The sequence below is a fragment of the Salinispora vitiensis genome (genome assembly GCF_000378825.1).
Taxonomy (GTDB): domain Bacteria; phylum Actinomycetota; class Actinomycetes; order Mycobacteriales; family Micromonosporaceae; genus Micromonospora; species Micromonospora vitiensis.
The window spans coordinates 3,345,495-3,366,205 of record NZ_KB900388.1 but is presented as its reverse complement, the minus strand read 5'-3'; the positions used below and the strand labels follow the sequence as shown (position 1 = coordinate 3,366,205).

15 protein-coding genes are annotated in these 20,711 nt (G+C 69.9%); 11 read left to right on the top strand and 4 right to left on the bottom strand.

All coding sequences use genetic code 11. The annotated features are described in order from the left end of the window. Positions 1-182: 182 nt before the first annotated feature. From SALPAC2_RS0115795 to SALPAC2_RS0115775, 5 genes are all read left to right on the top strand, one after another. Positions 183-566 carry an RNHCP domain-containing protein gene (locus SALPAC2_RS0115795; RefSeq protein ID WP_018217612.1) on the top strand — a complete coding sequence of 128 codons (384 nt, stop codon included), beginning with the start codon at positions 183-185 and terminating at the stop codon, positions 564-566. 20 nt (positions 567-586) lie between these two features. Next, the gene (locus SALPAC2_RS0115790; RefSeq protein WP_026184782.1) at positions 587-1,018 is read left to right on the top strand and encodes an RNHCP domain-containing protein; all 432 of its coding nucleotides are present in this window, start codon (positions 587-589) and stop codon (positions 1,016-1,018) included. Between the two features lie 118 nt (positions 1,019-1,136). After that, on the top strand, positions 1,137-2,285 hold the full coding sequence (locus tag SALPAC2_RS0115785; protein WP_018217610.1) for a cytochrome P450 family protein: 1,149 nt from the start codon (positions 1,137-1,139) through the stop codon (positions 2,283-2,285). Between the two features lie 43 nt (positions 2,286-2,328). Next, a complete protein-coding gene (locus SALPAC2_RS0115780) occupies positions 2,329-3,159 on the top strand; it encodes a helix-turn-helix domain-containing protein (RefSeq protein WP_018217609.1) in 831 nt (276 codons plus the stop codon). A 659-nt stretch (positions 3,160-3,818) separates the two neighbouring features. Continuing rightward, on the top strand, positions 3,819-4,727 hold the full coding sequence (locus SALPAC2_RS0115775; RefSeq protein WP_026184781.1) for an alpha/beta fold hydrolase: 909 nt from the start codon (positions 3,819-3,821) through the stop codon (positions 4,725-4,727). 81 nt (positions 4,728-4,808) lie between these two features. Here the strand turns inward: SALPAC2_RS0115775 and SALPAC2_RS28540 are convergent, their stop codons facing one another. Then, a complete protein-coding gene (locus tag SALPAC2_RS28540) occupies positions 4,809-6,950 on the bottom strand; it encodes a cellulase family glycosylhydrolase (protein ID WP_026184780.1) in 2,142 nt (713 codons plus the stop codon). A gap of 238 nt (positions 6,951-7,188) precedes the next feature. Here SALPAC2_RS28540 and SALPAC2_RS0115765 point away from each other — a divergent pair, with 238 nt between their 5' ends. Beyond that, entirely contained in the window at positions 7,189-7,824 is a 636-nt protein-coding gene (locus tag SALPAC2_RS0115765; RefSeq protein WP_018217606.1) for an ABC transporter ATP-binding protein, read from the top strand. After that, the gene (locus SALPAC2_RS0115760; RefSeq protein WP_018217605.1) at positions 7,821-9,353 is read left to right on the top strand and encodes a DUF6297 family protein; all 1,533 of its coding nucleotides are present in this window, start codon (positions 7,821-7,823) and stop codon (positions 9,351-9,353) included. The genes SALPAC2_RS0115765 and SALPAC2_RS0115760 overlap by 4 nt, the downstream gene beginning before the upstream one ends. Positions 9,354-9,465: 112 nt before the next feature. Here the strand turns inward: SALPAC2_RS0115760 and SALPAC2_RS0115755 are convergent, their stop codons facing one another. Beyond that, the gene (locus SALPAC2_RS0115755) at positions 9,466-10,701 is read right to left on the bottom strand and encodes a phosphodiester glycosidase family protein (protein WP_018217604.1); all 1,236 of its coding nucleotides are present in this window, start codon (positions 10,699-10,701) and stop codon (positions 9,466-9,468) included. Between the two features lie 232 nt (positions 10,702-10,933). Between SALPAC2_RS0115755 and SALPAC2_RS0115750 the strand changes: the two genes are divergently transcribed. Further along, the gene (locus tag SALPAC2_RS0115750; protein WP_026184779.1) at positions 10,934-12,685 is read left to right on the top strand and encodes a galactose-binding domain-containing protein; all 1,752 of its coding nucleotides are present in this window, start codon (positions 10,934-10,936) and stop codon (positions 12,683-12,685) included. Here the strand turns inward: SALPAC2_RS0115750 and SALPAC2_RS0115745 are convergent. Further along, a complete protein-coding gene (locus SALPAC2_RS0115745; protein WP_018217603.1) occupies positions 12,607-13,110 on the bottom strand; it encodes a helix-turn-helix domain-containing protein in 504 nt (167 codons plus the stop codon). The two genes, SALPAC2_RS0115750 and SALPAC2_RS0115745, sit on opposite strands and share 79 nt — an antisense overlap. Before the next feature lie 233 nt (positions 13,111-13,343). Here SALPAC2_RS0115745 and SALPAC2_RS0115740 point away from each other — a divergent pair, with 233 nt between their 5' ends. Beyond that, positions 13,344-15,413: an ABC transporter ATP-binding protein gene (locus SALPAC2_RS0115740; RefSeq protein ID WP_018217602.1), complete on the top strand. Its 2,070-nt coding sequence runs from the start codon at positions 13,344-13,346 to the stop codon at positions 15,411-15,413. A gap of 21 nt (positions 15,414-15,434) precedes the next feature. On the opposite strand, the gene SALPAC2_RS0115735 is transcribed toward SALPAC2_RS0115740, so the two are convergent. After that, positions 15,435-16,100, bottom strand: coding sequence for a hypothetical protein (locus SALPAC2_RS0115735; RefSeq protein ID WP_026184777.1), 666 nt, complete (start codon positions 16,098-16,100; stop codon positions 15,435-15,437). Positions 16,101-16,205: 105 nt separating this feature from the next. Between SALPAC2_RS0115735 and SALPAC2_RS0115730 the strand changes: the two genes are divergently transcribed. Further along, complete coding sequence (locus tag SALPAC2_RS0115730) at positions 16,206-19,004, top strand: penicillin acylase family protein (protein ID WP_026184776.1); 2,799 nt, start codon at positions 16,206-16,208, stop codon at positions 19,002-19,004. A gap of 174 nt (positions 19,005-19,178) precedes the next feature. After that, complete coding sequence (locus tag SALPAC2_RS0115725) at positions 19,179-20,591, top strand: alpha/beta hydrolase (RefSeq protein ID WP_018217599.1); 1,413 nt, start codon at positions 19,179-19,181, stop codon at positions 20,589-20,591. Positions 20,592-20,711: the final 120 nt, after the last annotated feature.

Here is a 20,711-nt window from a genome sequence, read left to right as displayed (position 1 = left end):
AAGTTCCGTTCCCCTGCTCTGGGCCGCTGCCCTGGGAGAGAGATTTTATGATCCAGCCCGCGCCGAGCGCGCCTCGCTGCACCGTCCAGTAGTCCGTTTTCCCGATGCCGCTCCGGGTCGGGGCGAGGCCTGCTCGGCCTGCTCTTGCTGTCCCTACCGACATTTCAGCAAGGAGCACCCGGGTGTCCAACACCAAGAAGACTCTCTCGCGTACGTCGCAGAACATCCTCAAGATTGACACGTTCTCCTGCATTCGGTGCGGCCTCACCGTCTCCGCCGCTGCCGGAGACGGTATCCGGCGCAATCACTGCCCGTCCTGTCTGCACTCCCAGCACGTTCAGGATCGGGTCGAGGGCGGTCCCAGTGATTGTCAGGGCCGGATGTCGCCGATCGCCATCGCCGTGCTCCGCACCGGCGACTGGATGGTCATCCACCGCTGCGTACGCTGCGATGAGCTGACCGCCAACCCCATCTGCGCCGACGACAACCAGCTCATCTTGATGCGTATCGCCGTGCGCCCACTGGCACAGCCCCCGTTTCCGCTCGAAACCTTCGGCGACCTCTGAATCGACTGGAGGTATCGACGATGCCAAGGCGGAGCAGAAGCGCGCACGGGCGGGCGCGGGCCAACCGGCGGCCACAGCGACACAAGGACGTTCTCCACCGCCAGGGTGGGCATCGGGCGAACGACTTCCGATGCGTGGGCTGCCGGCTGGACGTGTCGTCCGAGGCGCCCGGCACCACGCACCGCAATCACTGCCCGAACTGCCTGGCCAGTCTGCACGTGGACCGGCGAATCCCGGGCGACCGAGCCGCGAGCTGCCGCGGCCGGATGGAAGCGTTGAGCATGTCGGTGCGGCCCGACGGTGAATGGATGATCATTCACCAGTGTCGCTCCTGCGGCGAGCTCAGCGCCAACCGGATCGCCGGCGACGACAACGCACTGATCCTCGTACGGTTGGCGGTGAAGCCGTTGCGGGATCCCGGCATCGCCCGGCGCCTGTTTCTCGTACCGTGATCGGCCGATCGGCACCTAGCCGCTGAGGTCGGTCGGCGGGGCCCTCACCACCACGTCGGCTCGCCGGCCGACCTTCTGCCACTTCGGACTGTCGGTGGTTCGCCGCTAGGCTGGTGTGATGTACCAAGACCAACCGACGCGGGCGCAGCTGGCCCCGATTCCCCGTTCCGGCGCGCTACTCGGGCAGGAGTACGACCAGCTTCGAAAGACCGGCGACGTGCATCAGGTGCTGCTGCCGGATACCTCAATGGCCTGGCTGGTCACCAGCCCGGAACTGGTCTCCCGGGCGCTGGCCGACCCCCGCCTGGCCCTCAACCGAAAGCACAGCCGGGGCGGCTGGTCCGGATTCGCGCTGCCGCCGGCCCTCGACGCGAACCTGCTCAACCTGGACGCACCCGATCACACCCGACTCCGTCGCCTGGTCGGCCCGGCTTTCAGCCCACAGCGGGTCGCCGCACTGCGTCCCCGGGTCCAACGAACCGCCGAGGAACTCGCGGACACGGTGCTCGCCACGGGTAGCCCCGTCGACCTGGTCACCGGCTACTGCACGCCGCTTTCTGTCCAGGTCATCGCCGACCTGCTGGGCGTACCGGAAGCTGGGCGCACCGATCTCCGGGCCTGGACCGACACGATGCTCACCAGCTACCCGCCGGACCGGGACGCCATCCGGCGAGCGGTCGTCGAGTTGCACGGCTACGTCGTCAACCTGATCGATGCGAAACAACAGCGACCCGGTGACGACCTGCTCAGCGCCTTGGTCGCTACCGAGCAGGAGGGGGACCGGCTTACCCGGGACGAGTTGACCTCACTGGCCTTCCTGATCCTGTTCGCCGGGTACGAGAACACCGCCAACCTGATCGCCTCGACCGTGCTGCGCCTACTTGACCACGGCAGCCTCCGTGGGGTGCAAGCCTCCGAGGCGGTCGAGGAGACGCTGCGCCTCGAACCGCCCGCACCTGCGGCCGTCCGTCGCTTCCCCACCGAGGAGATGACCATCGGGGGCGCCACGATTCCGGCCGGCGACACCGTGCTGCTGAGCATCGCCGCCGCCACCCGCGGGGCGGACGGAAACTCCGCGCGGCTGGCCTTCGGCAACGGCCCCCACTTCTGCCTCGGTGCGGCCCTAGCCCGGGTCGAGGCCGAGGAGGCGATCACCGTACTGGCCCGGCGGCTGCCCAGCCTGGCACTCGCCGTACCCGGGGCACCGGTTCGGTGGCGGCCGACGTTTCGTACGCACGGCCCCGCCGAGCTCCTGGTTACCTGGTAGCCGGACGCCGGCTGGCCCGGTGCGGGGCCCTACCTCGCAGGTAATGGACAGCGAGAACTCGGCGACGGACGATGCTGGGATGACCGTGACGAGACCGGCCGTTGGGGTGATGCTGCGGGACTGGCGCCGGCGGCGCCGACTCAGCCAGCTGGAGCTCTCCATCCGGGCCGACATCTCCACCCGACACCTCAGCTTCCTGGAGACTGGGCGGTCGTCGCCGAGCCGGGAGATGGTGTTGCAGCTGGCGGATCGGCTGGACCTGGCGTTGCGGGAGCGGAACCGGCTGCTGCTGGCCGCCGGGTTTGCGCCGGTCTATTCAGAGAACGCGCTGGACGCTCCGCCCATGACTGTCATCCGCGCTGCTATTCGACAGGTGCTCGACGGGCACGAACCGTACCCTGCCGTCGTCGTTGACCGGGGTTGGAACCTGGTGGCGGCCAACGAGAGCCTGTCGGTGCTCACCGAACTGGTGGCACCCGAGCTGCTCATGCCGCCGGCGAATGTCCTCCGGGCGAGTCTGCATCCGGCTGGGTTGGCCCCGCACATCGTGAACCTGGGTGAGTGGCGGTGGCACCTGCTGCACCGGCTGGGCCGGCAGGTGGAGTTCAGTGGCGACCCCGATCTGGTTGACCTTGAGGAGGAGCTGCGGGGCTACCCCGGCGGTGCGGCCCACGCCGTCGGCCCGATGACCAACGACATCGTGGTGCCGGTGCGACTGCGCCGAGACGGCCGAGTGCTCAACCTCTTCACCACGGTGGCAACCTTTGGTACGCCATTGGACGTAACCCTCTCCGAGCTGTCGATCGAGTCGTTCTATCCCGCCGACGAGGAGACCGCGCGAGAACTGAGAAGCCGGCGCTCGACTTCCGGCTGAACCCCTCGGCTTCCGGCTGAAGGCCGGCCCTGTGGTTCCGGTTCGACGGCGGCGGTGCGGCAGTGCGGCGGCGGTGCGGCGGGGGTGCGGCGGGGGCAGTGCGGTGGCGGTGCGGGGGCGGTGCGGCGGGAGTGCGGACTACTGGCAGCGAGTAGCTTCCTACGGCAGCGCCGCGATCCGCGCTGGCCAGGGCCGCCGCCTTCCCCGGGCGTCGCAGGCAAGGTGGTGTTCGGCGCGCTGTCGAGCTGCCCTCATGGATGGGGCGTGAGCGGGCGGACTGGTGTGCGGGGTGGTGCTGGTGGTGGTGGGCCAGGTTGGAAAGGTTTGTGAGGATTGGACCGATTGGTGGTTGGCGGGAACTTGGTGCCGGGCATCTTTTAGGGTCGCCCCAGCATCGGTCTCACGGGTGGGGCAGCTCGACAGTGTGGCGCGGCAATGGTGTGGCGCGGCAATGGTGTGGCGCGGCAACGGTGCGGGTGGACATGGTCTGGCGTGGTCGCCGCTCGGCGAGGTGAGGGTTCACTACCTTGCAGGTAATCGACAGGGTGTTATTGGGCTGTCACTGTCGAGTCATGAAGAGCGTGCTGCCGGCGGTGGCGGCGGGCGTGCTCTCTTCCGACGGCTCCACTATGCCACGTGATGTCGACAGGAGTGAATCGATGCCTGATTTAACCGTCGCGCAGGCCGCCAACCTCTTCCGTGCCCGGCCAGATCGCCTCCTTGATGTGGGTCAAGGTCGGGTTGCGATTCGCAGTATTGGCGAAGGTCCGGACGTGCTCTTCGTACATGGATGGCCGGTCAGCGGGGCAACATTCCGGACCCTGCTGCCCTTTTTCGTTCCGCGCTTTCGATGTCACATCATTGATCTCGTTGGGGCCGGCGACAGCCGCTTCGACCGGACGGCTCGCATTGATGTGGCGACGCACGCGGCGGCGGTACGGCGCGTCCTGGACAACCTTGCCCTGGAGGACGTGGCGATTGTTGGCCATGACAGCGGTGGTCTCATCGCGCGATGTGCCCTGGCGGGGGATCCTCGCGTCCGCTCCTGGGGTCTGATCGACACCGAGCAGCCACAGGGGGCCCACTGGCGCCTCTCGCTGCTGTTCGCCACCCGCCACCTACCCGGATTCGAGCGTCTGCTCACGGTCGCGTTGAACAATCGGATACTGCGGCGAAACCGGTTCGTTCTCGGCGACGCCTTCCAGGACCGAAAACTGCTGGACGGAGATTTCGCGGAGTTTTTCCTGCGGCCTCTCAAGGAGAGCGCCGACCTGCGTTGGGCATTCGGCCAGTTCCCCCGGAACTTCGACTTCTCGGCTTTCGACGCTCTCGCTGGCCTGCATTCCCGTATCACCGTTCCCGTCCAGCTGGTGTGGGGTGCCGACGACCCCTACTTCCCGGTGGCCTGGACCCGCGCGATGATGTCCGGGTTCCGGGGTGACGTTCGCCTGCACGAGGTGCGGCGGGGCAAACTCTTCGTCCACGAGGAGTTCGCCGAAGAAGTCGCCGCCGTGCTGACGCCCACGCTGGCCGCGCCCCGCCCCCCGGTCCGGGCCCACCGCGGGTAGCCAGCGGCCGCGGCCGGCGGCGGGTGAGGCTGGGGAGAGCCTCCCGCCGCCGGCCGCGCGTCGACCGGAGTCAGGCCGAGGTCAGCTCGTCGGGAAGTTGTCGGGGGTGCTGATCCGGCTGCGGAGGAGATTGCCGGAGGCGGTCAGGTTCGATGTCCCGGAGAAGTTGCCGCTGTTGCAGGTTCCGGGGTTGAACGCCCCGCTGCCCTCGTTGGCGTCGGAGTAGGTCCAGTTCGCGTAGCCGATCTTCAGCTGGTCGAGCAAGTTGAGCCAGGCGTTGGTGCTGCCCACGTCGACCCCACCGTCACCGGTGTAGTCGACGGTGCCGAACTCGGTGACGAACAGCGGGAGGGTCGCCGCCGCACGCTGCACCTCGGCGCGGTAGAAGTCCTGGTGGGACGCGGCGTAGAAGTGGAACGCGTACATGATGTTGCTGGCGTTGACCGGATTGTTGATGACCTCGTCGGCGTTGGAACCCTCGGAGACGCCGAGCGAGGACCAGCCACGGGTGCCGACGATGATCACGGCGTCCGGATCGTTGGCCCGGATCACCGGGATAACCTGCTCGGCGTAGCTCTTGATGGTGCCCCAGCCGACCCCGTTGGGCTCGTTGGCGATCTCGTAGATGACGTTCTTCTTGTCGGCGTTGCGAGAAGCGACGGCGGCGAAGAAGGTCTTCGCCCGATCGAGGTTGTACATCGGGTCGCCCGGCGTCAGCGTGTGAAAGTCGATCATCGCGTAGAGGCCGCGCTCCTCGGCCTCGTCCACGAGCTCGTTGACCCGGTTGGTGAACCACGGCGGGTTGGTCTCGTAGCCCCCCTCCTGCACGTACATGGCGATCCGGAACAGGTCAGCCCGCCACTCGTCGGCCAGTACGTCGAGCGAGGCGTCGTTGTAGCAGTTGTTGAACCACTGCAGGCCGTGGGTGCTCATGCCGCGCAGCTGGATCGGCTGGTTGTACTGGTTGCACAGGTTCACGCCGCAGACGTACAGCTGGCCGTTGATCGCCAACGGGGTCTGGTCGTCGCCCGGAGGCGGGGGCGTGCTGCCGCCGCCGACCGTCCAGACCTGGTTGGGCTGGGTGCCGCCACCGCCGAAGCAGTCCCAGATCTGGAGCCGGGTGCCGTTGCCGGTGCCCTGCTCCACCGCGTCAAGGCACTTGCCGGACTGCGGGTTGGTGATGGTGCCGTCGCCGTTGACCTGCCAGCTCTGGGCTCCGGTGCCGTTGCAGGTGTAGAGCTGCACCCGGGCACCGTTGGCGGTGGACCCGCCGGAGACGTCCAGGCACTTGCCGGTCTGTGGGTTGACGAAGGTGTTGCCGGTACGGCTCCAGAGCTGGTTCCAGTTCGCAGTGCAGTCCCAGAGCTGGATCGGGGTGCTGTCGGCGGTGCCGAGGTCCAGGATGTCCAGGCATCGTCCGCTGGCCTGGCCGGCGATGGTGCCGCCGTCACCCGGCGGCGGTGGGGGCGGGGGGCTCGTTCCGACGTTCACCTCGGCGGAGAAGTTGTTGACGGCCAGTCCGACGCCGCCGTTCCACGGTTCGAAGCCCGCCTGCAGGCTGGTCAGGTACCAGTCGTTGGTGACCTGGGTCCGCGCCACGACGTCGTCGATGAAGTCCTTGACGTTGAACGACCAGCTGTTGATGGTCGCCGGTGCGAGGTAGGAGACGACGTCGTTGCCGCCGTTGTTGCCCTGCCAGACCTCCCAGTTACGTCCCCCCACCGTGGTGTTGCCGACCGGGCCGCCGATCGGCTGGATCGAGCCCTGCCGGTGGAACCAGATCATGATCTCCATCTGGCTCACTCCGTCGGTCTTCGGAGTCGGGTCCATCCAGATGTCGTAGGTGGCGTTGTAGGTGCCGCCCGCGTACCCGTAACTGATCGTGGACGGGACGCTGCTGACCTGGCTGAGTTGCGCCGGCAGGTTGGTTCCGGGTGAGCAGTTCTGGTAGTGGCAGCCGAGCACCATCGACGGGTAGGACAGCGGCGGCCCGGAGGTGGAGGTGGATCCCTGCTGGGAGGTGATCCGGAAGCCGTTGTCGGTGGTTTCGATGCACTGCTCGGCGGCGCTGCCCCAACGGTTGTTCTGGACGATGTACTTGTCCTGGATGGTGGTGGTGCCGTACTGCTCGCAGATCGTCGCGGCTTGGGCCGGCGCTGCGGCGACCAGTGCGGCGGTGGCCGCGACCGCGAGCACGGTCAGCGCCTGGAACAGGCGTCTCATGTCGTACCTCCTTGTCTCGGGGTGCCATGGGAGCGCTCCAAGCGACGGCACGTACCGATGTAACCATGCCGCTTCGGTATCGAGAAGAGCTGATGAAAACTTGTTTCAGGCGGGTGTCGCGCCGATCAAACCGGCATCAACCCTGATCTGTCCGGTCAGCGGACTTCTGCCATGATGTCCGGGCGAAGCGCGCGAACTCGCGCGACGGGGGTGGGGGCATGACGGTGAGAACGCGCCGATGACCGTGGTGGTTGACGTTCGGCAGGTGACGGTCCGGTACGGCTCGACGCTGGTGCTGGACCGGGTCGACCTCCAGGTCCCCGAGGGCGGCGCCGTCGCACTCGTCGGCGAAAACGGCGCCGGAAAGTCCACTCTGCTGCGGTGTGTCACCGGCCTGCAGGAGCCAACCGGCGGTGACATCTCCGTCTTCGCGGCGGTACCGGGCCGCGGCGCGGAGTTTTGGCGACACGTCGCCACCACAGTGGAGTCGCCGAGCTGGTACCAGGGCCTGACCGTGCGGGAACATCTCGACCTGGTCCGGGTGGTCAACGGCGGCGACCCCGACGACGGACACATCGATGAGCTCTGCGTCACCCTCGGCCTGACCGGGCTCTTCGACAGCCTGCCCAGCACCCTCTCCTCCGGGCAGCGGCAGCGCTTCCTGCTCGCCGCGACCCTCGTGCGGCCCAGCCGGCTCCTCGTCCTGGACGAGCCCGAGCAACGCCTCGACACCCAGATCAAGGGTGCGGTCGCCGCCCACCTGCGCTCGTACGTGGCGGCCGGCGGCACGCTGGTCATGGCCAGCCACGACGACGGGTTCCGGGTCGACGTCGGCGCCGGCGAGGTCGTACTCATCCGGCCGGAGGCGGAGTGACGCCGGTCGCGGCCCCGGCCCGGCCGGCGGCCCCGGCCCCGGTTCATGCCCGCCGTTGGGTACGCCGCCGCCGGATCGCCGCCCAGGGCCGCGTCGACCTCAGCACGGTCTACGCCGTGACCCTCACGATGTTGATGGTCGCCGCACTGGTCGGGCAGCCGGTGGTGCGGGTGGTCTGGCCGCCGGAGGCGTCCGGTGTGCCGACGGTGACCCCGTTCGTCGGAGCGGTGGCCGTCCTCGCCGCCTTCTTCGTCGTGCTGCGCCAGCTCGGCCCGCTCTCGGTCAGCCGCGGCGACGCCACCTGGCTGCTGCTCGCGCCGATACCCCGGCGTACCCTGCTCGCGCCGGCGCTCGCCCTCACCACCGTCGCCGCGCTCGTCGTCGGCGCTGCCACCGGGATCGCGGTGACCGGGCGCATCGTCGCCCGCCCGGCCGAGCCCCTGGCGCTGTGGGCCGGCGCCACCACCGGCGCGGCTGCGGCGGTCTTCGTAGCGTTGCTCGCCATCGCCGGCCAGCCCCGGCCCGCCGCGGCCCGCCTCGCGGACGGCGGCGGCGTCGCGGTCGGCGCGGGTAGCCTCGTCGTGGCCGCCGTGCTGAGCGCCACCGGCGGGTACGACCTGCCCGCCTTGCCGCTACCACCCGTGGTGGTGCTCGCCGCCGGTGCCGCGGCCCTGGTCACGGGGCTGTTCCTGGTCGGGTTGACGTTGCGGGCGGTGGAGGGTTGGCCCGCCGCGCCGATCGCCGAGGCGTCGATCAACGCGGGCGCGTACGCCGATGTCGCGTACGTGGTTGAACCCTCCTACCTGGCCGAGATGAGTGCCCGCCGGTTCTGGCGCAGCCGGACCCGGGTCCGGACGACGCGGCTGCTGTCGACCCGCCGGCTCGCTCCGCTGATCGCCCAGGATCTGATCATTCTGCGTCGGAAGGCGCCGCGGCTCTGCTGGCCGCTCGGCGCGGCGGCCGTCCCGGTCTACCTCGCCGACGGTCCGGTCTGGCTGCTGATCGGCGTGGTCCTGATCGGCGCGCTGGGCGCCGCTGGTTTTACCGGGGAGTCCACGCACAGTGACGCCGCGAACCCGGCGCTGCTGCGGCTGCTCGGTCTCACGGGCCGGCAAGTGACCGCCGCGCGCCTCGTGGTGCCCGCCGTCATCGCTGGTGGCTGGCTCGCGATCACCCTGGCCGTATTGCAGGGCCTCGGGGCGCTCAGTGGGCCGTGGTGGGTGCTCGGTCTGCTGGCGGGGCCGGCCGTGGCGGCGGGCGCCTACCAGCGGGCGAAGGCGAGTGCCGCCTCGTTGGGCCCCATCCTGGTCGACACGCCGCTCGGGGCGTTTCCGGCCGGAATGCTGCTCTGGCTGGTCAACGGGGTCGATGTTGTCGCCGTGCTGACCCTGCCGGTCTCGGTCGGCCTGGTGCTGCTGCCGGCGCCGGAGGTGCTCGGTTGGCCGTGGCTGCTCGCGCAGGCGGCCAGTTCGGTGCTGGGGTGCGCGCTGCTGGTGCGGCTATCCGCCCGCACCGCTGGTTCACTCTGACCGCATCACCGGTTCAATCTGACCCCGCCACTGGGACGGGCTGGGAGCGGCGGAGTCCGGCTGACTCGGAGTTACTCCTTATCCGATCAGCCGGACTCCTGGCCGGTCAGCGTTAGCTGAACTTGCGGTCGATGTAGACGAGCGCGTCACCGACGGGGCGCTCAGCGCCGCCGCTTGGCTGATTGACCAAAGCGCCCTCGACGGACATCGTGGTGGATCCGCCACCATCCAGGTTGACCGCGTCGTGCATGCCGAGCGCGGCGGCGACCGTGGCGGTCTCGGTCATGGTGGTACCCACGCTGGTGGTCTGTCGACCGTCGATGGTCACCAGCATGATTTTGCCGTCGAGAGTGGTTCCGGCGATGGTGCGCGGGTGGCGCGCGAAGAAGCCGTCCGAGTCGGTGGGCGCGACGATCTGCCCGTCCTCCATCAGCCGGTAGCGGCCGTTCACCCCGAACGTCCCGGGGCGCAGCGGAACCTTCTTACCCGCCTCGTCCCGCAGGGAACTGGAGTGCTTCACGCAGCCCTGTGCCACGGCGAGCAGATCCGCCGTTTCCCGTCCGGTCGCCTGGAGGGAGGTCTGGTCCGGGGTGAGAGCCGTGCCGCGGGTGGTCATGGTCCGGACCACGCAGCCCTTGTCGTCGAGGACGACCTCGACGCCCGGCCCGGACGGCGTGCTGGCGGCGAACTCCGGCGTGAATCGGACCGTGTCGCCGGAGTCGGCGCACTGGGTCGGGTCGGGAAGCTCGGTGCAGGCGTCCGGGACAACCGGCGGGTGGTTGAGGTACTCCAGCGGCAGGCTGACCTTGGTCTGGGCGTTGCGGACGTCACCAGTCCACTGCAGTTGGCCCATGAGCACCTCGTGGTTCTTGGCGTCTAGGACCAGCGCCACCTCCGCGGCGTCATCGGTGGGCTCGCTGAGCAGCTGCCCGCCGTACACCCCGAGGCCGACGGGTTCGCCGGGATACTCGGTGCTTGCGGTGAAGGTGAAGAAGGAGGCGTTGACTCCGGCCAGTGCGTCCGATTCGAGGACGAGGTCGGTGGTCTTTTCGACTCCGGCCAGGTCGGTTCCGTAGGTGGCGGCGAGGTGGCCCCGGCTCTGCCGGGGATCGATCGTCAGGACATTGACCACCCACGGGCCACGGGGGGTGTCGCCGATCTGGTCGGGCGGTGCCGGCTCGGTGCCACGGACGATGCGGGTCAGCGTTACGCCCTGGGCGAGGGTCTCGCTGCTGCGGCTCTCCTCCAGGTCGGAGTCGCCGATGGGCAAGGTGGCCTCGTTCGCCGAAGCCGGCGCGGGGGTGGCGGTGAGGCCAAGCAGGGCCGCCCCGAGCAGGGCTGTCGCCACAGTGGCCGCACGGCGGCCCGAGTGCGGAAGACTGTTTCTCATCATTGCCATCACTACATGCTGTACAGCTCCGAGGAGACTCACCAGAGCATGGGTACGAAAGGTGTGCAAACACTTGGTAAGCGGTGGGTGGTGGCGGTGGCCGGGCGTAGGTCAGGCCGCTTGACTAATTCGAGCCTGTCGATGACGCTGAGAGCGCTCTCTGTCACCACCACTCGTCCGGGAGCCCATCATGCCGACAGCTCGCCTGACCTCCCACCGTCCGCGCTACCGCCGCGCCCTGGCGTTCGCCGTCCCGCTCATCCTGCTCACCACCGTCCTGACGCTTCCCGCCCAGCGGGCCCAGGCCGCGGCCGTCCTGCTCTCCCAGGGAAAGCCGACCACCGCCTCCTCCGTCGAACTCGACGACACTCCGGCCACCGCCGCCACCGACGGCGACCCGGGCACCCGCTGGTCGAGCGAGTTCAGCGATCCACAGTGGCTTCAGGTCGACCTGGGCGGCACCGCCACGATCAGTCAAGTAACCCTGCGCTGGGAGGCCGCCTACGCGAGTGCCTTCCAGATCCAGGTTTCGGCGAACCCCGCCGGCCCCTGGCAGACGATCTACCAGACAGCCGCCGGGACAGGTGGCACCCAGAACCTCACGGTCAGCGGGACCGGGCGCCACATCCGGCTCTACGGCACCGACCGGGGCACCGCGTGGGGCTACTCCCTGTGGGAGTTCGAGGTCTACGGCACCAGCACCCCCACCTGTACGGGTAATGCCGCACTCGGTCGAGACGTGACGGCCTCCTCGGTCGAGACCGCCACCACCCCGGCCGCGGCGGCCGTGGACGGCAACACCGCCACCCGCTGGTCGAGCGCCTTCGCCGACCCGCAGTGGCTTCGCGTCGACCTCGGCGCGGTCCGGACCATCTGTCAGGTCGTCCTGTCCTGGGAGGCGGCCTCCGGGCGGGCGTTCGAGCTCCAGACCGCCGACAGCCCGGCTGGACCGTGGACCACCCGCTACGCCACCACGACCGGTTCCGGTGGGGTGCAGACGCTCGACGTCTCCGGCACGGGACGGTACGTGCGGATGTACGGCACCGCCCGCAACACCCCGTACGGCTACTCGCTCTGGGAGTTCGTGGTACGCACGACGGGGTCGGAGCCACCGCCGCCGAGCGACGACTTCTGGGGTGACACCAGCACGATCCCGCCCGCCCAGAACGTCCTCACGGTCAAGATCCTGAACCGGACCAACGGCCGTTACCCCGACAGCCAGGTGTACTGGAGCTTCGGCGGCCAGACCCGCTCCATCGCGGAACAGCCGTACCTCGACATGCCGGCGAACTCGGCCGGCCGGATGTACTTCCACCTCGGCTCACCGACCAGCCAATACCGGGACTTCGTCGAGTTCACCGTGGCCGCGGACCGCTTCAACGGCAACACCACCCGAGTGGACGCGTTCGGGCTCCCACTGGCGATGCGGCTGCGCGCCGGTGGCGGATTCGACCGAGCCGTCGGCGAGACCGAGACCATCTTCACCGAGGGCCGCGACACGACGTTCCAACGGTTCTCGGACGCGATGCCGGCCGAGTTCAAGCACCTCGCCACGATCGAGGCGCCGTATCGGGTGCCGTCCCCCGGTAACACGCCCCAGTTCCGCTCGGGCGGGCAGTACGCCGACTACCTGAGCGGGTACGCGTCGTCGGTCGGGATTCCCGCCTCCACCGCCCAGATCTTCGGCTGCTCCGGACCCCTGGCGAGTAACCCGGACGGTTGTGCCGCGCTGAACCGGCACGTCGCCCACCTGCCCCGGTCGCAGTGGGAGGACCCGGGCCTCTTCTACCAGCAGGCACCGGCGAACTACTACGCGAAGTTCTGGCACGAGCAGTCCATCGACGGCCTCTCCTACGGCTTCCCCTACGACGATGTCGCGGACCAGTCCTCGTTCATCTCCGCCGGCGACCCGGAGTGGTTGATCGTCGCGGTGGGGTGGTAGCCGAGCCAGGTCAGCGCGACGATCGCGCGGTCCACATCGTGGCGCAGGAGACAGAGCCGGTCCACCAGATCGGCCGGTGAGCAGCCATCGGTGTCGTCCACGGCCTCCCACCACGTGGCTGGGAGGCCGCTGGTCGGGGCGGCGCCGTCACCGCGCGGTCCCGGCGCGCGGTGACGGCGCTCCCGGTGCGCGATGCGGTCGTATTCGGCGGTGAGCACCCCACCGGTGCGCAGCGCCTCGTCGCAGCGGGCCCAGAAGGGCCGTTCCGGATGTTGGCGACCGGTTTCGGTGTTCGCCACCGAGCTGCGTCCGTACTGGACGAGCCGAGCGAGGCTGTGCTGGGTCTGCCCGGCGGCGCGGCGCAGCTCGGCGAGGCGACGGCCGAGGGCGTGGCGGGCGGTCCTGGTGTCGTCGGTGTCGCGCATCGCTGCCACCCCCGGGTCGCGGTCACGATGAGCGAACACCGTAGCTGTCGCTGGTGACACTTTCGCCCGGAGTCGCCGACGCGTTCGGGTGATGTCGGCTTCGGCATGGCTACCGCCATTGTCGGAATCGGTTCCGTCACCACTGACATTGTCGGAATCGGTGTCGCCGCTACCGACATTGTCGGCGCGCGGTGCTGCGGGCGTGTCCCCCCGACCGGTCCTACGTTTCCCGCATGTCGACGACCAGCCTGCCCGACCGCCCGTCCGATCAGCCGAAGCCGAAGCCGAAGCCGAAGCCGAAGCCGAAGCCGAGCCAGCGTGACCCGCGCCCCGATGCCGGGGGTGTGCGGGACGCGGCCTTACCGGAGCTGCGCCAGATGTGGTGGGAGACCGGGGTGCGAGCGCGGGCGCAGGCCGGTCTCTTCGCGGTCTTCTCCGAGCTGCCCCGACTGGTGGGCGCGGCGCTGGCCGTGAGCTGGCGGGCCGACCGGCTCCGTACCGCGATCGTGGCGGGCACCACGGTGGGAGCCGGAGTGCTGGCCGCCTTCGGGCTCCTCGCCGCGCAGCGGGTCCTAGTGGAGTTGTTCGCCGGGGGCCCGACCGCCGACAAGGTGCTCGCCGCGCTGCCCGCCCTGGTCGCCCTGGCGGCGGTGACCGCGTTGCGCGCCGGCATGGCCACCGCGATGGGGTACGCCCAGAACGGACTGAGCCCGAAAGTCGACCGGGAGGTGGAACGGGGTCTGTTCGAGGTGACCACGGCGGTCCGGCTGGAGGCGTTCGACGCGGACGCCTTCGCCGACGATATGGAGCGAGCCTCTCGTGGCGCAGACTCCACCACCGGCCTGGTGCAGGCGTCGATAAACCTGCTCGCCGGCCTCACCGGTGTGCTCGCCGTCGCGGTCGCCGTCGTGGTGATCCACCCGCTGCTGCTGGTCGCGCTGCTGGTGGCCACGGTGCCGAACGGGTGGGCGTCGCTGCGTGCCGGGCACCTGCGCTACCAGACGTACGCGGCGGGGTCGGTGCGGCGGCGTCGGTTGTGGCTGCTGCACCGGTTGATGGCCGAACGCGACTCCGCCCCCGAGCTGCGCAGCTACGGGCTGCGGTCCTTCCTGCTCGACCAGTACGACCGGGTGATGGGGGTCGAGACCGGGATCCAGCTCGCGCTGGCCCGTCGGGTCACCACGACCACCACCGTCGGCGCGATGATCGGTGGGATCGCCACCGCCGTGGTCTACGTGCTGCTCGGCTTCCTGCTGGTCGAGGGGCACATCCCCCTGGCCGCCGCGGCCACCGGCGTCATCGCCGTGCAGTCCGCCCAGCGATCCCTGGCGGTGGTCACCTTCCAGATGGACCGCGCCTACACCGAGGGCCAGCACTTCCGCGACTACACCGGCTTCATGACCCGCGCCGCCGACTACCTGCCCGCGCCGCGTACCGGTGCCGCTGACCGCCTGCCCGAGCCGCGTACCGGTGCCGCTGTTGGCCCGGCGCCGAAGCGGTTGCGCGCGGTCGCGGTGGACGCGGTCAGCCTGCGCTACCCCGACCGGGAGGCCGCCGCCGTTGACCAGGTCAGCCTGAGTATCGCGGCGGGGCAGACGGTAGCGTTCGTGGGGGAGAACGGCTCCGGCAAGTCCACCCTCGCCACAATGATCGCCACCCTGCGGACGCCCACGAGCGGGATCATCCGCTACAACGGCCGACCGACCGACGACTGGGACACCGACGAGCTACGGGACCGGATCGCGGTGGTGACGCAGGAGTACCACAAGTGGCCGTTCACCGCCGCCACGAACATCGCCATCGGTGACCTCACCACCACCCCGCGGCCCGATCGCATCGAGGCCGCCGCCGACCGCGCCGTCGCCCACAACATGATCAAGGAATTGCCGCACGGCTACGAGACCCTGCTCGACCGGACCTTCGCCGGCGGTCAGGACCTCTCCGGTGGGCAGTGGCAACGCATCACGGCCGCCCGGGGCTTCCTGCGGGACGCCGACCTGCTCATCATGGACGAGCCCTCCTCAGCGCTCGACCCACGCGCGGAGGACGCCCTGTTCCAGGCGATCCGCGACCGGCAGGGCCACGGGATCACCATCCTCATCACCCACCGGCTGGCCAACGTCCGCCACGCGGATCGCATCTACGTCCTGCACCACGGCCGGCTCGTCGAAGCCGGCACCCACGACGACCTGCTCGCTGTCGGCGGTCGGTACGCCGAGTTGTTCCGCCTGCAAGCCGCCGGCTACGACGTTCCCGGGTCGCTACCCCGCCAGACCGCTGCCGCCGGGAAAAACACACCGTGACGCGGTCGGTGCCGGAGCTGATCAGAGCAGCCGGGCGAGCGCGGCGGCGACCTCGCCCGGTGCGGTCAGCATGTGCAGGTGTCCACCGTCGAGCTGGGCCGAGCGCCAACCCCAACTCTCCGCCGTGACCCGTTCGGGTTGGTACGCGTCGCCGAAGGCGAGATAGCCGGCGGGACGGTCGGACCAGCCGGGGGCGATGGTTATCCGCTGCGCGAAGTAGCTGAGCGGAAAGCGCTGTTGCTGTGCGGACACCTCCGCCCTGACCTGCTCGGACGGGAAGAGGGCGGCGACCTCCTCCGGTGGCCACCAGGAGGTCCAGACCGGCAGCTCGCCGTCCGGCCCGGCGAGGGTCTGCAGCATTTCCTGTAGGCGCTGCGGTGCCACCGGGGTGTTGCCCTGCTGGGGTGGGAGGATCGCGTCCACGAAGACGAGCCCGGTCACCGAGCGCTGCGCGGTGATGGCCGGGACGTACAGGCCGGCGTTGCTCTGCGGCACCAGCACGTAGTCGCGACCGGTGGGCAGGCTGTCCAGGTACCACCGCAGGACGTCGGCCACGGAGGTCCCGCTCGCCCCCGGCTCTCCGGCGACGATGACATCCCGGCCGGCGGCGCGGAGTCGTTCCCGCACCGGCTGCCAGACGGCGGGTCCGAGCAGCGCGCTGGGAAGAAGGGCGATCGTCGGATTCATCTGCCGCTCCCGCCGCTCGTACGCGTCAATGGCTGCCGCTGCCGGGCACACGTTACCCGGGCTTCAAGATCACCCAACAGCTCATCGAACCTCTAGGATTTCGGTGTGAATCCCGCACGTATTCTTTCGCCCCGGATACGTAAGATCGCGCTCTGGACCGTGGCGGTCCTCACCGCACTGGCCCTCGTGCTCACCCTCACCGCCGTGTGGACGGTACGGCGAGCGTTCCCGCAGCACGACGGTGCGCTTCGGCTGCCCGGGCTCACCGCACCGGTTACCGTGCACCGCGACGAGCACGGCATCCCGCAGGTGTACGCGGAGACCGCCGAGGATCTGTTTCGGGCCCAGGGCTACCTTCACGCGCAGGATCGGTTCTGGGAGATGGACTTCCGCCGCCATCTCACCGCGGGCCGGCTCGCCGAACTCTTCGGCGAGAGCCAGGTGGAGACCGACGTCTACCTCCGGACGATGGGGTGGCGTCGGGTCGCCGAGCAGGAGTGGGACCTCCTCGGGGCGGAAACCAAGCGCTACCTGCAGGTGTACGCCGACGGGGTGAACGCCTGGCTCGACGAAAACGACGGGAGTCGGGCGAGTCTGGAGTACGCTGTACTCGGCCTGCAGAACTCGGGCTATGAGATCGAGGCGTGGCACCCGGTGGACAGTCTCGCCTGGCTGAAGGCGATGGCGTGGGACCTGCGCGGCAACATGAAAGACGAGATCTCCCGGGCGGCGCTCCTCGCCGAGGGTCTGACCCGCCCGCAGGTCGAGGAGTTGTATCCGGGCTACCCTTTCGACCGGCACCAGCCGATCGTCATCGCGGGCGGCATCGTGGACGGCGCCTTCGACCAGGAAGCCGACCAGGAAGCCGACCCGGCTTCGCCGGACCCGGCTGAGCGCTCGGGTCCCGCCGGGACCGAGACTGCCGGAACGGGCGGGGGCGTGCTCCCCGCGAACCCGGTCGAACCAGCCACCGCCCCACCAGCCACCGCCCCACCAGCCGGCGTCGTGGAACCGGCTGACCCCACCGCTGGTACGGCTGCCACCGGGCTGGTCACCGCGCTGGCCGGCGGGCTTTCCCGGCTGCCGACCATGGTGGGCACCGGTCGGGGCATCGGCTCCAACTCGTGGGTTATCGCCGGCGACCTGACCGACACCGGGAAGCCGATCCTCGCCAACGATCCGCACCTCGGTCCCAGCATGCCCGGCATCTGGTACCAGAACGGCCTGCACTGCGCGTGCGACATCAACGTCTCCGGTTTCAGCTTCTCCGGCATACCGGGCGTGGTCATCGGGCACAACGCCCACGTCGCCTGGGGCTTCACCAACCTGAGCCCCGACGTCACCGATCTCTACCTGGAGCGGGTGGACGGCGACCGGGTGCAGGTCGACGGAGAGTGGCAGCCGTTGACGACCCGCACCGAAACCATCAAGGTCGCCGGCGGCGAGGAGGTGTCGATCACCGTACGGGCCTCCGGGCACGGCCCCCTGCTCTCGGACGCATCGGCCGAACTACGCGAGATCGGTCTCGCGCCGCCGGTCGACCCGGCGGGTTCGCCGGCACCGGTCGCCGCCACCCCGCAGCCGCACCCCGAAGAGCCGGCGCCCACCGAAGGGCCGGCGCCCACCGACGGCGCGCAGCGTGACGGCTACGCCATCGCGCTGAGCTGGACCGCGCTCGCGCCGGGCCGGACCGCCGACGCCATCTTCAAGCTGAACACCGCCACGAACTGGACCGACTTCCGCGCCGCGGCGGCGCTGTTCGAGGTGCCCGCGCAGAACCTGGTCTACGCCGACACCGACGGCAACATCGGCTACCAGGCCCCCGGCCGGATCCCGGTGCAGGGCACGGGAGACGGGCGATGGATGGCACCCGGGTGGGACTCGGCGTACGACTGGCAGGGCTTCCTTCCCTTCGCGGAGTTGCCGAGTGTCCTCAACCCGCCCGCCGGCTACCTGGTCACCGCCAACGAGGCCGTCATCGGCCCGTCGTACCCGCACCTGCTCACCACCGACTGGCACTACGGCTACCGCAGCCAGCGCATCCACGAGTTGATCAGCTCGGCCCGGGAGGCCGGGGCGATCACCGTCGCGGACGTGCAGGCCATGCAGTTCGACAACCGCAACGGTTTCGCGCCGACGCTCGTCCCGGCGGTCCGGTCGGCTGTCGCCGCCGATGCCTCGGATCTGGTCCGGTCCGCCACCGAGCTGTGGACGGAGTGGGACTACCAGCAGCCGGCGGAGGGGGAGCCGGGCACCGAGGACGGGCGTCGTTCCGCCGCGGCGGCGTACTACAACGCCGTCTGGCGGCACCTGCTCCTGGCGACCTTCGATGAGCTGCCCGCGGACCACCGGCTCGACGGCAACGACCAGTCGTACGAGGTGGTGCGGGGTCTGCTCAGCCAGCCCGACTCGCCGTGGTGGGACCGACCGGAGACCGAGGCCGTCGAGGGCCGGGACGACCTGCTGCGCGCGGCGGCCGAAGCGGCGGCGAGCGAACTCTCCCGCGAGCAGGGCGACGAGCCGGCCGACTGGCGCTGGGGCCGGATGCACACGTTGACGGTGCGGAACCAGTCCTTCGGCACCTCGGGGGTGGGGGTCGTCGAGTGGCTTTTCAACGCTGACCCGGTCGGCGTCTCCGGCGGCAGCGGGATCGTCAACGCCACCAGCTGGGACGCCGCCGACGGGTACGAGGTCAAGGCCGTTCCGTCCATGCGGATGATCGTTGACTTGGCGGACCTGGACGCCTCCCGGTGGATCCAGCTGACTGGCAACTCCGGCCACGCGTTCCACCGCAACTACGACGACCAGCTGGAGCTGTGGCGTACCGGGGAAACCCTGCCGATGCGCTGGGAGGAAACCAGTATCGAGGCGGAAGCAGCGCAGACGCTCACCCTGGAGCCGTGACGGCCAGCCGGCTTCCGCGGAGTGCGGGCCCGCCGGCTTCCGTGGAGTGCGGGCCCGCCGGAGCGGGGTGGCCCCTAAGGGGTATAGCTCCGGGTCCTATCCGGAGCTATGCCCATAGCAGAGGATGAATTGGTAGTCGAGTATGGACGGCATGGTAGTTCTGAAGGAGGCGCCATGCCCAGCCGTACCCTGACCACCGCGGTCGCCGCGCTCACCCTGGTCGCCGGAGTGTCCGCGCCGGCCCGGGCCGATCCGGCCCCCGCGACACCCACCCTTCCCTGGGGCGAATGCCAGGAAGAGCCACCAGCGTCCGCCCCGGAAGGCACGGTGGAGTGTGCCCAGCTCCGGCTGCCGGTGGACTGGTCCCGCCCGCATGGCCCGACGTTTGAGCTCTCCGTCGCGCGCCGGCCAGCGCGGGAGTCGCAGCAACGGGTGGGCACGCTGGTGTTCGGGCCGGGCGGCCCGGGAGATTCCGGAGTGGTACGAATCCGGAAGGGGGATCGGTTCAGCGACGAGTTGCTCGACCGGTTCGACGTGGTCAGCTTCGACCCGCGTACGGTTGCCGGCAGCGCCGCGCCGGATTGCAGCCCGGACCCGACGCTGCCCAAACCGCCGGTTCCGCTGGGCAGCCAGGCGGACTTCGATGCCATGGTGGCCTACAACCAGGCGTTCTGGGAGCGGTGCCGGCCAACCAGCCCGGTCTTCGACCACGCCGACACGCTCAGCACGGTGCGCGATCTGGAGGCGTTGCGGCGCGCACTGGGCGAGCGCCAGCTCTCCTTCCACGGCAGTTCCTACGGCACCCTGCTGGGTCAGCAGTACGCCGAGCGGTACCCGCACCGGGTGCGAGCCGTCGTGCTGGAGGGCGTGTTCGACCACAGCCTGGGGCTGCGCCCCTTCGTCCGCACCCAGGCAGCCGCGCTGCAGGACTCGTTCGACGAGTTCGTCTCCTGGTGTGACCGGTCAACCGAGTGCGTGCTGCACGGTCGGGACGTGCGGGCGATCTGGGCCGAGGTGCTGGCCCGCGCGGATCGGGGCGAGTACGCGCCGCGTACCGCCTTCGACGTCACCGCCGTGGCGCTTAAGGAGCTTGCCGATCCGGACTGGTCGGAGCTGGCGGTCGCCGTGCGTGACATGGAGGCCGGCTCCCCGCCCCCCGAGCTGAATCTTCCACTCTCCGCAGCCGCCTTCTGCGCGGATTGGCCCGTCCCGGTCCGCAACTACACCGAGTACGCCGGTCTGGTCCGGGAGGCCGCGGCGGCCGGGCCGGACATCCGGTACGGCAGCGGGCTGCTGGCGGTGCAGACCTGCCTCGGCTGGCCGTCGCCGGTCCGGAACCCACCGCACGCACCGCAGGTACGGACCCGTACTCCGCTGTTGTTGCTCAACGCCCTGCACGACCCCCGTACCGGCTACAACTGGGCCACCAACGTCGCCCGGCAGCTTGGCCGGCATGGGCGTCTGGTGACGTACGAGGGCTGGGGCCACGGCACCTACGAGCGCACCGACTGCACGAAGGCCGCGGTGGACCGCTACCTCGTCGACCTGACGTTGCCCGCCCACGGTGCGCGGTGCCCGGCGGCCTGAACCGATCGTCGGCTGGCCGGCAAGAGGTCGTTGCCGGTCCCGTGTGGCAGGGGGCCGGATCGATCGATTCGCAGTAGGGTCCGCGCGGGGGCGGGGAGTCGGTACGCCCCCGCGCGGAGC